Source organism: Mesorhizobium sp. WSM4845 (genome assembly GCF_055811455.1).
Window position 1 is genome coordinate 12,860 of sequence record NZ_JBVVQA010000011.1, and the last position, 14,087, is coordinate 26,946.

12 protein-coding genes are annotated in these 14,087 nt (G+C 62.7%); all 12 read right to left on the reverse strand.

The window, feature by feature from the left end; all coding sequences use genetic code 11:
* Positions 1-14 precede the first annotated feature (14 nt).
* The 12 genes from AC0L2C_RS14765 to AC0L2C_RS14820 all read right to left on the reverse strand — a co-directional run bounded on the left by AC0L2C_RS14765 (position 15) and on the right by AC0L2C_RS14820 (position 13,947).
* Positions 15-1,451, reverse strand: coding sequence for an FAD/NAD(P)-binding protein (locus AC0L2C_RS14765; protein WP_473523674.1), 1,437 nt, complete (start codon positions 1,449-1,451; stop codon positions 15-17).
* Positions 1,448-2,623: an FMNH2-dependent alkanesulfonate monooxygenase gene (gene ssuD / locus AC0L2C_RS14770; protein ID WP_473523675.1), complete on the reverse strand. Its 1,176-nt coding sequence runs from the start codon at positions 2,621-2,623 to the stop codon at positions 1,448-1,450. The genes AC0L2C_RS14765 and ssuD overlap by 4 nt, the downstream gene beginning before the upstream one ends.
* 31 nt (positions 2,624-2,654) lie before the next feature.
* Positions 2,655-3,902, reverse strand: a complete 1,248-nt coding sequence (locus AC0L2C_RS14775) for an SfnB family sulfur acquisition oxidoreductase (RefSeq protein WP_473523676.1) — start codon at positions 3,900-3,902, stop codon at positions 2,655-2,657.
* Complete coding sequence (locus AC0L2C_RS14780) at positions 3,899-4,690, reverse strand: ABC transporter ATP-binding protein (RefSeq protein ID WP_473523677.1); 792 nt, start codon at positions 4,688-4,690, stop codon at positions 3,899-3,901. Before AC0L2C_RS14780 ends, AC0L2C_RS14775 begins: the two co-directional genes overlap by 4 nt.
* 64 nt (positions 4,691-4,754) lie before the next feature.
* Positions 4,755-6,086 (reverse strand): ABC transporter substrate-binding protein, encoded by a 1,332-nt coding sequence (locus AC0L2C_RS14785; protein ID WP_473523678.1) that lies wholly within the window; start codon positions 6,084-6,086, stop codon positions 4,755-4,757.
* Between the two features lie 49 nt (positions 6,087-6,135).
* Positions 6,136-7,173 (reverse strand): branched-chain amino acid ABC transporter permease, encoded by a 1,038-nt coding sequence (locus AC0L2C_RS14790; protein ID WP_473523679.1) that lies wholly within the window; start codon positions 7,171-7,173, stop codon positions 6,136-6,138.
* A 3-nt stretch (positions 7,174-7,176) separates the two neighbouring features.
* Positions 7,177-8,073 carry a branched-chain amino acid ABC transporter permease gene (locus AC0L2C_RS14795; protein WP_473523680.1) on the reverse strand — a complete coding sequence of 299 codons (897 nt, stop codon included), beginning with the start codon at positions 8,071-8,073 and terminating at the stop codon, positions 7,177-7,179.
* Positions 8,073-8,966 carry an ABC transporter ATP-binding protein gene (locus tag AC0L2C_RS14800; protein ID WP_473523681.1) on the reverse strand — a complete coding sequence of 298 codons (894 nt, stop codon included), beginning with the start codon at positions 8,964-8,966 and terminating at the stop codon, positions 8,073-8,075. Before AC0L2C_RS14800 ends, AC0L2C_RS14795 begins: the two co-directional genes overlap by 1 nt.
* A 54-nt stretch (positions 8,967-9,020) precedes the next feature.
* Positions 9,021-10,121, reverse strand: a complete 1,101-nt coding sequence (gene sfnG / locus AC0L2C_RS14805) for a dimethylsulfone monooxygenase SfnG (RefSeq protein WP_473523682.1) — start codon at positions 10,119-10,121, stop codon at positions 9,021-9,023.
* Positions 10,122-10,145: 24 nt separating this feature from the next.
* Positions 10,146-10,715, reverse strand: a complete 570-nt coding sequence (msuE, locus tag AC0L2C_RS14810; protein ID WP_473518940.1) for an FMN reductase — start codon at positions 10,713-10,715, stop codon at positions 10,146-10,148.
* Between the two features lie 606 nt (positions 10,716-11,321).
* Positions 11,322-12,002: a recombinase family protein gene (locus AC0L2C_RS14815; RefSeq protein ID WP_473523683.1), complete on the reverse strand. Its 681-nt coding sequence runs from the start codon at positions 12,000-12,002 to the stop codon at positions 11,322-11,324.
* The gene (locus AC0L2C_RS14820) at positions 11,995-13,947 is read right to left on the reverse strand and encodes an acetoacetate--CoA ligase (protein ID WP_473523684.1); all 1,953 of its coding nucleotides are present in this window, start codon (positions 13,945-13,947) and stop codon (positions 11,995-11,997) included. Before AC0L2C_RS14820 ends, AC0L2C_RS14815 begins: the two co-directional genes overlap by 8 nt.
* Positions 13,948-14,087: the final 140 nt, after the last annotated feature.

Here is a 14,087-nt window from a genome sequence, read left to right on the forward strand (position 1 = left end):
CATTTTTTGTAGCCTCACGACGCCGCCCTGCGACGCAACGCGGATTGGTATTCCAGCCATTGGCGGATTTCAGCGGCGATGCGCTCGGCATGCGCGGTGACCTCGGGAATTCCCATCAGTTCGCCAACGCTGCCGCGCGCCAGTGGCCCGCTGACGAAAATGCTGCCAGTCGGCCGCCCGGATGTGCCGACCGCACGGCCTTGCGGGTCAGTCTCCAAGCCAAGGCCAATCGGGTCGAGCCGCACCAATCCCGTCCGTGCGAGCGCCGCAATCGCCGCATTGGTCCGCAAAATATCGGCATGCGCCGGCCCGGTCGTCACCATCACGCTGTCGTAGGCCTCGGCAAGGAGGCGGCGTTGGCCACGCAGTCGCTGCGTGACCCGAATGCGTCCGTCGATCTGTTCGGCGCCAACAATCGATGCAGCGCGATAGGCAAGCCTACCCTCGGCAACCTGGCGATCAAGCACGTCCATGATCTGTGGCGCCACGCGGAAGCGATGCACATCCCACAGCGCGCGAAGGTGCCGCACGACGCGGCGTTGCTCAGCGAGCGGCAGGGCCTGCCAGATGATTTGCCCTTGTCGCCGGACGGCGTCGAGCACCGGGTGCCAGCCTTCACCCTGCTGCGCGGCGGCTGCGATAGTCGACCGGATACGCCTGAGCAGCACGGTCGCGCTGCGTGAAGGTAGGCCGGCGAAGTCGCCGATCGGATCGGCATGCGTAGCCGCATGGCCTTGCGACCGGTAGCCATGGCGCGAAAGTGCTGTGATGCGACCGCGATGGCCATTGCGGTCGAGCGTTGCGATGACATCCGCCGACGTCAGTCCAGTGCCAACGACGAGCACATGATCGTCACGTCCGATCGCTTCCAGCCTTTCGAGATCATAGGGGTTGGCCACAAGCCCGGCTGCGCCAATCACGGACTGCAGCGGCAATGGCAAGGCCGGTGGCGGATGCGTCGTCGCAATCACCAGCGCGTCCGCTGCGAGCGTTCCTCCATCAGCGAGGATCAGGTGGTAGCCCTCGCCACTGAGCTCGGCTGACGCAACCGCGGATCTGAGATGGCGGATCGTTTTACCGAACAGAAAGGGCTGAAGATGGGATTCCACGTAGCGCCCGAAAACACGGCGCTGCGGGTAGATTGCGCCGTTTGCGGCAACAGCCTCGGCATCGTCCACGATGGCACTGGTTTGCTGCAGCCAGTCGGCGAAGTGGCTGTCCTGGCCAGAGATCAGCGTCATCCGCGACGCCGGCACATTGATGCGGTGTGAAGGATCGGGCGTCGAATAGGCCAGACCATAGCCGGGCCCCTCGCGGGGCTCGACGACCACGATATCGGCAGCACCGGCGTGCAGACACCGCGCAAGATGAAACGCGGTCGCAGCACCGGAAAAGCCGCCGCCGATGATGGCGACGACCGATCCCCTGCCCCCAGATTCTCTGGCGCTCAAGATTGACTCGCGCGCAGTGCCGACGGCCGGTGGTCGCCGGCCACCGTTTCGCCGAAGGGCCCCATGTTCACGGCCGTCGGTCGCGTCGAGACTTCATGGTCGAGCGGCAACAGCGGCAGCACCAGTTCGCCGAAGCGATAGGCTTCCTCCAGATGCGGATAGCCGGAAAGGATGAAGGTATCGATGCCGATCTTCCGGTATTCGTCGATCCGTTCCGCCACCGTAGCCGCATCGCCGACCAGCGCGGTGCCGGCGCCGCCGCGCACCAGGCCGACGCCGGCCCACAGGTTGGGACTGATTTCGAGCTTGTCGCGATGGCCGCCGTGCAGCCGGCTCATGCGCGACTGGCCGACAGAATCCATGCGAGCGAAAACCTTCTGCGCCTCGGCTATCGTCTTGTCGTCCAGGCGGCTGATCAGCCGGTCGGCATCGGCCCAGGCTTCGTCGTTGGTTTCACGAACGATGACATGCAGCCTGATACCGAAGGTCACCTGGCGTCCAGCTTTCACAGCAAGGCCGCGCACATGGTCAACCTTTGCGGCGACGTCGGCCGGCGGTTCGCCCCAGGTCAGATACTTGTCGATCTGTTCGGCGGCGACCGCGTTGGCCGCCTCTGATGAGCCGCCGAAATAGAGCGGCGGATGTGGCGTCTGCACGGGCGGAAACAGCAGCCGGCCGTCCTCGATACGGAAGTGCTTGCTTGCGAAGGCAACAGTCTCGCCACGCAGCACGGCCTTGTAGATCTCGAGGAATTCCCGCGTCACCTCATAGCGTTCGTCATGGCTGAGAAAGATGCCGTCGCCCTTGTTCTCGACCGGATCGCCGCCAGTGACCACATTGATCAGCAGGCGTCCGCCGGAAATGCGGTCGAGCGTCGAGGTCATGCGCGCGGCGAGCGTCGGAGATTGCAGGCCCGGCCGGACGGCGACAAGAAAGCGAAGCCGCTGCGTCAGCGGCGCCAGAGCCGACGCCACGACCCAGCTGTCCTCGCAACTGCGTCCGGTCGGTAGCAGCGCGCCATAGTAGCCGATGGCATCGGCAGCTTGGGCAACCTGGGTGAGGTAGGGCAAGTCGACCGCCCTGCCCCCCTCGGAGGTGCCGAGATAGCGGCTGTCGCCATGGGTCGGAAGAAACCACAGGACCTTGATCCTGTCGGGAGTGGCACTGCTCATGAATAGTCCTCTGTGACTTGGCGCGCCTTGCTCAGTTCCAGGCATGGAGCGGCGGATTGACGTCGTTGAGGTAGTAGTTGCCGAGGATCGCGTATTTCCAGCGCACCGGATCGTGCAGCGTGTGGGTGCGGGCGTTGCGCCAATGCCGGTCGAGATTGTGCTCGGCCAGCGTCGAGCGCGTGCCGGCGAGCTCGAACAGCTTGTTGGTGGCATTGATGGCGATCTCGGTGGTGAGGATCTTGGATTCCGCCACAGCGATCTGCGCTTCAGCGACGGTCTTCTCATTCGGGTCGGCGACAGCGCGATCGACGGCAAGCCCGGCCTTTTCCAGAACTGCCTCTGCCGCATTGGCGCGCAGACGAAGGTCGCCGATCGCCTGGATCGTATAAGGATCCTGCCAGGCATGATCGACGCCGCTGTCTATCCAGGCGCGCGACTTGGTACGCACGAAATCGACCGTCTCGTCGATTGCCGTCTTGGCGATGCCGAGATCGACGGCGGCCTGGATGATCTGGAAGATGGCTCCGTCGGCCGTCGGCCGGTCGTAGCCCTTATAGCCGGGAACCAGATGCGTCTTCGGCACCTTGACATTGTCGAGCAAGACCGTGCCGGACAACGTCGTCTTCTGGCCGAAGCTCGACCAGTCGTCGATGACCGTCAGTCCGGGCGCGCCGCGATCGGCGATGGCATACCAGGCGCGGCCCTCGTCATCGAGCGCCACGATCGGGACCAGGTGCGCGAGTAGCGCGCCGCTCGAATAGAATTTCTGGCCGTTGACGACGACATGGTCACCGGCGTCGACGAACTTGGTTTCGAAGTCGGCCGCCCGCTTGGAGCCGAATTCGGAGAACGCGTTGCCGAAGCGCGTGCCGGACAACACCTCGGCGAAAAGCAGCTTCTTCTGGGCCTCGTCGGAGACGGTGCGGATGGCGGCGACGACGCCGAGATGGTTCTGCGGAATCTGGCCCAGCGACGGATCGGCCGCCGAGATGATGGTGATCACTTTCGACAGCGTCACATAGGAGAACTCCGGCCCGCCATAGGCTTTCGGCACGTTGATCGACCACAGGCCGCTCTGCGAAAACGCATCGAGCTCTCGCTTCGGCCAGAGGCGTTCTCGGTCCCGTTTGGAGGCATCCTTGGCGAATTCCGCGGCCAGTTTTTCGGCGACAGCGATCGCCTCGGCGTCGGTCCTGATAACATGCGCCTTGGCTGACGGACGCTCGACCGGTGGCACGGCGCCGCGGATATCGGACGGCTGTTTCGATTGGATGGTCATGCTGCGGTCTCCTTGGGGAAATGGTCGGATGGAAGCGGCGAGCCGCCGAGATAGTAGGTCTTGATGTCAGTGCGCTGGCGCAGGTCGGCAGCCGATCCTTCGAGGACGCTGACGCCGTTCTCGAGCACGGTGGCGCGGTCGGCGTATTTCAGCGCGACCGCCGAATTCTGTTCGGCAACCAGGATCGAAAGGCCTTCGTCGCGGTTTAGCCGTTTCAGGGCGCTGAAGATCTCGTCGACGATCAGCGGCGCGAGCCCCATCGACGGCTCGTCCAGAACAAAGAGCTTCGGCCGCGACATCAGACCCCGGCCGATCGCCGTCATCTGCTGCTCGCCCCCGGAAGTGAGGCCGGACCGGGTTCGCCGCTTCTCGGCGAGCCTTGGGAAAAGTGAATAGACGCGGTCGAGGTCGGCCTTGACGCCCGTGCGAGAGGACGAGCGTCCGAGCGCGCCGGTGAAGATGTTCTCTTCGACCGTCAGCGAGCGGAAGCAATGCCGGCCCTCGAGGACCTGGACCAGGCCGCTGCGGACGAGTTGCGAGGGACTTGTCCTTGAAACATCCTCGCCATCGAAGGTGATCCGACCGGCGGTAATGGCGCCGCGCTCAGCCGGGAGGAGATTGGATACGGCGCGCAGCAGTGTGGTCTTGCCGGCGCCGTTGGAGCCGAGCAAGGCGACGATCTCGCCTTTGCCGACCGACAGGTCGACGCCGTGCAGGGCCGCGATGGCGCCGTTGTAGACGGCTTCCACGCTGCTAACTGACAGGATCGGGTTTTCCGGGCTGGACATCGATGACTCCGCTGGGAAGCTGGATGACGCGGCCGGCCAGATTGTCGGCCGCGCCATGGCAAACTCAGTTGCTGACCACTGCGTCGGCGTCCTCGGCCGTGCGGATCTTGATGCCCTTCTCGCTGGCATTAGCCTCGGACGACTTCTCGATGATCGGGCGCAGCAGCTTCCAGTCGGGCGCGATCCAGTCGGACACGACGTTCCACTTCTTGCCGTCCCACTGCTGGAAGGTCACGTAGCCGTCACCCTCATGATTGTCCCAGGAGACATTGATCGAGTGGAACAGATCCTTGGCGCCGAGCGCCTCGACGCGCACCGGATCGAGCTTGAGATGCTCGAAGCCCCAGCGCACTTCGTCGCCGGTCAGCGTGCGGTTGCCGAACTTGGCCTGTGCGATGCGGACCGCCTCGACATTGAGGATGCCATTGACGATGCCGAGATTGTGGTAGACCGAGCCGATGCGGCTCTTGTCCTCGAGATTGCCCCTGCCGGCGCCGTAGACCGTTTCCACGATCTCCTGGACCACCGGATACTGCTCGCCCGAGGCCTGGGTGGTGATGGCCGTATAGCCCTTGGCGGCATCGCCCGCGGGGATGACGTCCTCTTCCGAGTTCGACCAGACATTGCCGACAATGTGATCGGCTGGGAACCCAGTCTTCTGCGCAGTCTTCAACGCTACGGGGTTCATCACGCCCCAGCCGCGCAGCACCACATAGTCGGGACGCTCGCGACGGATCGTCAGCCATTGTGCCTGCTGCTCGTTGCCCGGATGCGGAACCTCGATCTGCGACAGTTCGAAGCCGTATTTCTGCGCCAGAAGCTCGTAGATCGGGATCGTCTCCTTGCCATAGGGCGAGCCGTGATAGAGCACCACGATCTTCTTGCCCTTGAGCTTGTCCAGGCTGCCTTCCCTGGAGGCGATGTAGTTCACGATTCCGGAAGTCTCGCTGTAGGGATTGAGCAGCAGCGGGAAGACGTAAGGGAACACGCGCCCGTCCGTGGTGTCGGTGCGGCCGTGGTTGATGGTTATCAGCGGCACCTTGTCGTCAGTGATGCGGTCGATCATGGCATAGGCGATGCCGACCGAAAGCGGGTTCCAGGCGGCAATACCCGGATTGCTCTTCAGCCGTTCGTAGACCTCGACGCCCTTCTCGACCTCATACTGGGTCTCGCCTTCGCTCCAGGTCAGCTTGACGCCGTTGACGCCACCGTCGCGGATGTTGACCAGATTGAGATAGTCGATGAAGCCGCCGAAGAAGCCGGTGCCGCCGGCGGCATAGGGGCCGACGCGGTAGCTCTGCAGGGGAAAATACTGTTCGTCGGCGTGGACAGCCGTCGCGCCGAGCACGAAGGCCGTGGCGATTGCCGCTTTTCTTAGGTGACTGAAGAAGGTCATGAGTTGCGTCTCCTGAGGTGTGGGTCCGTGAGAGGATGTCGAGCGGCACTCAGCTGGACCTTGAGCCGATCCGTCGTTTCAGGCGGTCGAAGAGGGCCGACAGCCCGTTCGGTTCCGCGATGAGGAAGGCGATGATGAGTGCGCCGAGCACGATGCGCTGGCTCATGTCGAGCACGCCCGAATCGAACAGGCCGCCAAACGCGAAGGCGCCGATCCGGGACAGAAGAAGCGGGAAGACGACGATGAAGGCCGCGCCCAGAAACGCACCGCGCATCGAAGCCAGCCCGCCGATGATGATGATGAACAGGATCTGGAACGAGCGATCGAGGTTGAAGCCGGCCGGCTCTACGGTGCGCAGATAGGTGAAGGCCCACAGCACACCGGCGATACCGATGATGAAGGACGAGATGGCGAAGGCCAGCAGCTTGGTTCGCAGCACCGGCACGCCGATGACGCGCGCCGCCGTTTCGTTATCGCGCACGGCAATGAAGTTGCGGCCGTTGGCGCTGTTGACCAGCCGCCAGACAAGAGCGGTGAGCACAATGACCGTGGTGACCGAAAGCAGGTAGCGGCCGGTCGCGCCATCGAGCGAAAATCCCGCGACGGTAAGGCGCGGCGCGGAAATAACCCCGGACGGATTGTCGTTGGAGAACCAGCCGAACTTGGTCAACGCCCATTGCACGAAGAACTGGGCGGCGAGCGTCGACACGGCGAGATAGAAGCCGCGCAGCCGCAGGCTCGGCAGGCCGAACACGACGCCGATGCCGGCGGCCGAAATCCCGGCCAGGATCACGGTCGCCGCCAGCGGCAGCCCGTCGACCCGCAGGTTGAAATTATAGGCGGCGAAAGCGCCGACAGCCATGAAGGCCGAGGAGCCAAGCGAAAGCTGGCCACAGTAGCCGGTCAAGAGGTTGAGGCCGACCGCTGCCAGGCTGAGCGCCAGGAACGGCAGCAGGATTGCCTCGACCAGATAGCTCGACGCGTAGGCGGGGATTAGGCCGTAGGCCACGGCAATCAAGGCGGCCGGCAGAGCCAACTTCTGCCAGTCGATTGGAAGTCTTGCGGCATCGAGCGCTCGCACGGCCATCGGTCAGACCCTTTCGACGGTTTTCTGGCCAAACAGGCCGGAGGGGCGCACCAGCAGGACGACCAGCGCCAGCGCATACGCGAACCAGCCTTCGATGCCGCCGCCGACGAAGGCACCGAGATAGACCTCGGCCAGTTTTTCGCTGGCGCCGATGATGAGGCCGCCGACGATGGCGCCGAGAATGGAATCGAAGCCGCCGAGCACCAGCACCGGCAGCGCCTTCAGCACGATCAGCGATAAAGAGAACTGGACACCGAGACGCGCACCCCACAGCAGCCCCGCGACGAGGGCCACGAACCCTGCGGCCGTCCACACCGTTCCCCATATCCGGGGCAGCCGCAGCCCGACGGCGAGCGCCGCGAACTGGTCGTCGGCGACGGCGCGAAACGCCAGCCCGATCCGGGTCCAGGAGAAAAATGCGCTCAAGCCCGCCACGATCGCCGCGGCAATGCCTGCGGCGAGAAGGTCGAACGACGAGATCAGGATGCCGCCGACCTCGAAGGGCGTGTCGTCTATGCCGAGATCGAGCCCGTGCACCTGCGCGCCCCACATCAACTGGGCAGCGCCCTCAATGATGTAGGACAGCCCGAGTGTGGCCATGAACAGCGTCATCGGCGAGCGATTGACCAGCGGCCTGAGCACAGTCCGCTCGATGATGAAGCCCAGCGCGACCATGACCGTGAAGGTGATGAGCAGCGAAAGCGAAAAGGGGATGCCGCGTTCGACGAGGCTGACAAAGGTGAGCGCTGCGAACAGCACCATCGACCCTTGCGCGAAGTTCAGCACGCCCGACGTCTTGTAGATCAGCACGAAACCGATGGCGACAAGCGAATACATGACGCCAGAGAGCAGGCCGCCGGCTAGCACTTCGATGACGAAGAGGAAATCATAGTAGCTCATCAGATGTCCTCGCCCTCGGCGGCGCCGATATAGGCCCGGATCACTGCCGGATCGGCCCTGACCTCGGCTGGCGTCCCGTCTGCGATCTTGCGGCCGTAGTCGAGCACGGCGACCCGGTCGGAAAGCCCCATGACCACGCCGATATCGTGCTCGATCAGGATGATGGTGACGCCGTGTCGGTCGCGCGCGGCGCGCACAAACCCAACCATCTCGGCTTTCTCGGTCGCCGTCATGCCGGCCATCGGCTCGTCGAGCAGCAGGATCTTCGGCTCGGCGACCAGGGCGCGGGCCAGTTCGACCCGCTTCTGCAGGCCGTAGGGCAAGGTGGCGACCAGGCGGTCGGCGACGGCCTCAAGATGCAGGAAAGCGATTGTCTGGTCGACCTTTTCGGCGATTCCCGCATCTTCACGCCGGGCGCGTGGCAGATTGGCAATTTGTTCAACAAAACTGGCGCGCCTGGTGTAGACGCGGCCGGACGCGACGTTGTCGCGCACCGAAAGCCCGCCGAACAGCGCCAGGTTCTGGAAGGTGCGTGCAACGCCCAGTCGCGCCAGGCGACTCGCCGGCACCTGTGAGAAGGACTGGCCGTCGATCGCGATCCTGCCGCGGTCGGCGTGATAGAGGCCGCTGATGATGTTGATCAGCGAGGATTTGCCGGCGCCGTTGGGGCCGATCACCGCGCGGATCTCACCGCCTTTGACCTCGAGATCAATGTCGCTCAGCGCCTTAACGCCGCCAAAGGAAATGCCGATCCCGATCAGTCCGAGAACCGTATCCGGCCGTAACGAGAGGCATGCCTGACGCCTGTCGCCGACGAGGTTAGTCACCGCGAGGATGGCGGAAATTTCGGGCGCGCGCTCGTATGCGGCGGCTCCCAGCGAAGCACCAATCATGAAACGTCCCTGATTTGAAGGAGAGCTGGCAGCGGCCCGAGGGCCGCGCCTGACCTATTCCGCGGCGACTAGTTCCCTGTCGCGAGCCTCTTCCAGTTCGCGCACCAGTGGAATGACGCGCTTGCCGAAGAACTCGACCTCTTCCTGGAAATGCAGGAAGCCGAGCAAGATCAGGTCGGCGCCGGCGTCCTTGAGCTTGAGGATGCGTTCGGCGATCTGTTCGGGCGTGCCGATGAGATTGCTGCGGAAGCCGTCATTGTACTGCACCAGATCCTCGAAAGAGGATTTCGCCCAGTTGCCTTCGCCTTCCGGCGAGGCCTTGCCGGCATTCTTGACCTGGTCGGCGAAACCCTGGACTGCCTCGGGATTGGCCTTGGCGATGATCTCGTCGAGCACTGCGCGTGCTTCCTGCTCGCTGTCTCGGGCGATGGCGAAAGCGTTGACGCCGATCTTGACCTTGTGACCATTGGCCTTCGCCTTGGCGCGGATGTCGTCGACCTGTTTCTTGATCTCTTCCGGCGTGTTGCCATTGGTAAAATACCAATCGGAGACACGAGACGCCATGTCGCGAGCGGCGCGCGACGAGCCGCCCTGGAAGATCTCGGGCAAGGGCTTGATCGGCTTGGGCTTCATCGAATAGTTGGTGAAGCGGTAGAAATCGCCCTTCAGCGTGAAACTGTCCTCCGTCCAGATGCCACGCAGCGCCCGGATAAATTCTTCCGACCGGCGATAGCGCTCGTCATGGTCGAGCCAGAGTTCGCCAATGGCGGCGAACTCGCCACGGAACCAGCCGCTGACGACATTGACGGCGACGCGGCCATTGGTCAGGTGGTTGATGGTAGCGATCTGCTTGGCCGCCAGCGCAGGGTTCCACGGGCCGGGCAGGATCGCTGCGATGACCTTCAGCGTTGTGGTGGCGGCAAGCAGGGCATGGCTGAACGACACCGATTCGTGCTGGTTGTCGGCGCCGTAGCCGGCGGTGAAGCGTATCTGGCTCAGCGCGTAATCGAAGCCATTGGCCTCGGCGATCTGGGCGAGCTTGCGGTTGTAATCGATATCCCAACCCGTGCGCTGCTCGATGTTGGAGATGACCAGGCCGCCGGAGACATTCGGAACCCAGTAGGCGAATTTGAGGTTGTCGGAGTGCGAGGCCATGTCGTCGTTCCCCCTTTGATTGGCTCAGCCGACGCGCGTGGCGACGGCAGCGTTTGCATGACGGGAATTGAGCAGTGAAACTGCTTCGGCAGCGGCGCGTGAAATGCGCTCGGTGATCGCGGCGCCGACGATTTCGGCATCGATGAAATCGTCGGGCGCGCCGTAGACGCCGGTCGGGACGGTGACGGCACCGAAAAAGCCGAACAATGGCCGGAGCTGATGTTCGAGCACCAGGCCATGATATGGGCTGCCGCCGGTCGCCGCGAGAAGCACGGTCTTGCCCGTCAGCGCACGATAATCGACGAGATCGAACAGGTGTTTGAGGGCACCGGTGTAGGAAGCCCTATAAACAGGCGTTCCGACCACGAGCAAATCGGCCTTCTCGACGCGTTGGATGATCGCTTCGCCGGATGCGCCAAGTGCGCCGCGCGATAGCCCGGCGAATAGCGACGGCGCTGCCTCCGTGATCTCGATCAGACCGGTGTCTGCAGGCACACGCAACGCGACCGCCTTGACCAGCGCATTCACCACCGCCGTAGTGCGGGAAGGCGTGCTTACGCCGCCCGATATTCCGAGAACCGATAGCCGTGCCAAGTCATCAATCTCCCACACTTTGCATGCGCGCTAGGCCAGCACCAAACCAGGCCAAACTATATTCTATAAAGTCTGTAGAGATAAGGTACTTTGTTCTGATGTTTTCACGCAGTGGGAAAAACGGCGCTGTTAGCCGCATGGCAAAGGGGTTGACGGTTTAGGAGCGGGATGCGGCGCCAAACGCACGCCGGATCAGCGGCGGCGCGCTTGCAGTTGGAAATTTAGCCGAGAAGGGTAGGGAAATCGGCGAAGCACAGCTCCAATCAACCAAGCGGCGAAAGCCTCGTCAGGGTATTCCCCCGCCTGTCGCTACGAAGCAGCTGTAGGAAACGTTGCTTCAAACGCAAGAACTCGCGGGACGCGATGATGTCCCTGGTCCTCGGCCTCTCGAAGGCCACAGTGATTTCTTCGTGGATGCGACCTGGCTGTGCCTGCATGACAATGATTCGATCCGAAAGCAGCAAGGCTTCGTCGATATCATGCGTAACGAAGACGATCGTCGTTCTGAACTGCTCCCAAACTTCGAGCAGCAGTTCCGGATCCTGGGGTCGTTTGCGGGAGGGCGAAACGACAAGCACAGGTCCCTGACCCGCATGATCTTGCCTGCTAGTTTGGATTCCCGGGCAAAGGGCTGACACGCCTTTTCCGTTGGCAAGTCCGTCGAATACTGCGGCGCGTTTTTTTGCATTGAGGCGGACGGGGCGGCCCGAGTGTCTTTTCTTCAGCCTTGGCGCGATCGAGGCCGGTCTGGGTGCGTTCGACGAGAAGATCCCGCTCGAACTGGGCGACAGCGTTGAGGACGTTCATCGTCATCTTACCGGCTGAGCTTGCCAGATCGACGCGGCCAAGTGCGAGACTGTGAACCTTCACGCCCATCTCCTCGAGCTGAGCGACGGTGGTGCTGACATCAATCGCGTTGCGACCGAGACGATCAAGCTTGGTGACGACCAGGACATCGCCATGCTCCAAACGATCGATCAGGCGGCGGAAGCCTGTCCGCTGGGCAATGGCAGTGCTGCCGGAGATGGTTTCGGAGACAATGCGACGGGATTCGACATGGAAGCCCCGCCGACTGGATTTCCAAGATCTGGTTGTCAAACCGTCTGGCCGATGGTCGAGACGCGGGCCTAGGCTTTGCAATCTGCAAAGTGAGATTGCTTCTGATAAGGAAACGGAATTCGTAGGCGGGCGCCACTCCGCTGCTACAACCCCCGTCGTTACCTTGCTTCGTGATGCCGAAATACATTCGAGTGGCCATGATGTTTGCGCCAGACCATTATTAATCACTGCAGAGTGCTTCCAGCCCGGAATAGAGCTCCAGCGCTTCCGGGTTGGCCAGCGCCTCCTTGGTCTTCACCGACCGTCCGTGGACGACTTCGCGCACGGCGAGCTCGACGATCTTGCCGGACTTGGTGCGCGGAATGTCGGCGACCTGGATCACTTTGGCCGGTACATGACGCGGTGACGCACCGATGCGGATCTTGGTCTTGATCTTCTTTTCGAGATCGGCGTCGAGCGTCAGGCCCGGTACCAAACGGACGAAGAGGATAACCCGGACGTCGTCGTCCCAGTCCTGGCCGATGCAGATGGCCTCGGCGACTTCATCGAGCTGTTCGACCTGGTTGTAGATCTCGGCGGTACCGATGCGCACGCCGCCGGGATTGAGGGTGGCATCCGAGCGGCCGTGGATGATCAGGCCGCCGTGTTTGGTCCATTCGGCGAAATCGCCCTGGCACCAGATATTGTCAAAGCGCTCGAAATAAGCCGCGCGGTATTTGGCGCCATCAGGGTCGTTCCAGAAACCCACCGGCATGGAGGGGAAGGCTTTGGTGCAGACCAGTTCGCCCTTCTCGCCATGGACCGGTTTGCCTTCATCGTCCCAGATGTCGACTGCGAGGCCGAGGCCCGGCCCCTGGATCTCGCCCTTCCAGACCGGCTTGACCGGATTGCCGAGCACGAAGCAGGAGACGATGTCGGTGCCGCCGGAGATGGAGGCGAGTTGGACGTCCGGCTTGATGCCTTCATAGACGAATGAAAAACCTTCCGGCGAAAGCGGCGAGCCGGTGGAGGTGATCAGGCGCAATTCGGAGAGATCGTGTGTCTTGAGCGGCTCGATGCCGCCCTTGCGCACCGCATCGATGTATTTGGCCGAGGTGCCGAAGACGGCGAAGCGTTCCTCGGCTGCATAGTCCCACAGGATATTGCCCGAGGGCGCGAAGGGCGAGCCGTCGAACAGGCAGAGCGTGGCGCCGCTCGCCAGACCCGAGGCCAGCCAATTCCACATCATCCAGCCGCAGGTCGTGAAGTAGAAGAGGCGATCACCATCGCCGATGCCGGAATGGAAGCGGTGTTCCTTCAGGTGTTGCAGCAGCGTGCCGCCGGCAGAATGAACGATGCATTTCGGCACTCCGGTCGTGCCCGAGGAGAACAGGATATAGAGCGGGTGGGCGAACGGCAGCGGCTCGTATTCCACGGGCCTCGCGGTGAAGGGGATGGTCGCGGCATCCATGGTGCGGCCATCGGCGAGCGATGCGCCCAGCGCTTCGGCGTCGCCGGCGTAACCCACGACCATGACGGGGCAGCCGAGCTTGGGCGCGACGTTCCGGACCTTGTCGGAGACGTCCTGCAGCTTGCCGTTGTACCAGTAGGCATCGCAGGTGATGAATAGGCCCGGCTCGATCTGGCCGAAGCGGTCGAGCACGCCCTGCTCGCCGAAATCGGGCGAGCAGGACGACCAGATGGCACCGATCGAGGCGGAGGCCAGCATGCAGGCGATTGTCTCCGGCATGTTCGGCATCATGGCCGAGATACGGTCGCCCTTGCCTATGCCCATCGCGCGGAAGGCTTGCTGTAGCTTGGATACGGTGGAATGGAGCTGATCCCAGCTCCAGCGATAGCTCATCTTGTCCTCACCACGGAAGATCAGCGCGTGTTGGGGACCGTTCTTGATCAGGAGGTTTTCGGCGAAGTTCAGGCTGGCGTCGGGGAAGAAGCGAGCATGGAGCATAACATCGCCGTTGATGAGATCGCGTGCCCCGGGCTGTCCAATCACGCCGCAATAATCCCAGACGGCAGACCAGAAACTGCCGCGTTCATCGATTGACCATTGATGAAACGCATCATGGTCAGGTAGATCAGCCTTGTAGGTACAGGTGCAGAATTCGCGAAACCTCGTGATTGCGCTCGTGCGAATCTCGTCTGCGCTGGGCTGAAATAAGGGTGAGTCGATCATCGACAAGTTCCTTTGAACCAAATGTTATGCGGCCGCGGTGTAGATAACAGGCCGATGCGTCGCAGGAGCCCAACACCACCAGATTTCGCCTTAGTGCCACTAGGTGCCTTCTCGGCGTTTAACCGAACAGATTAACGCCC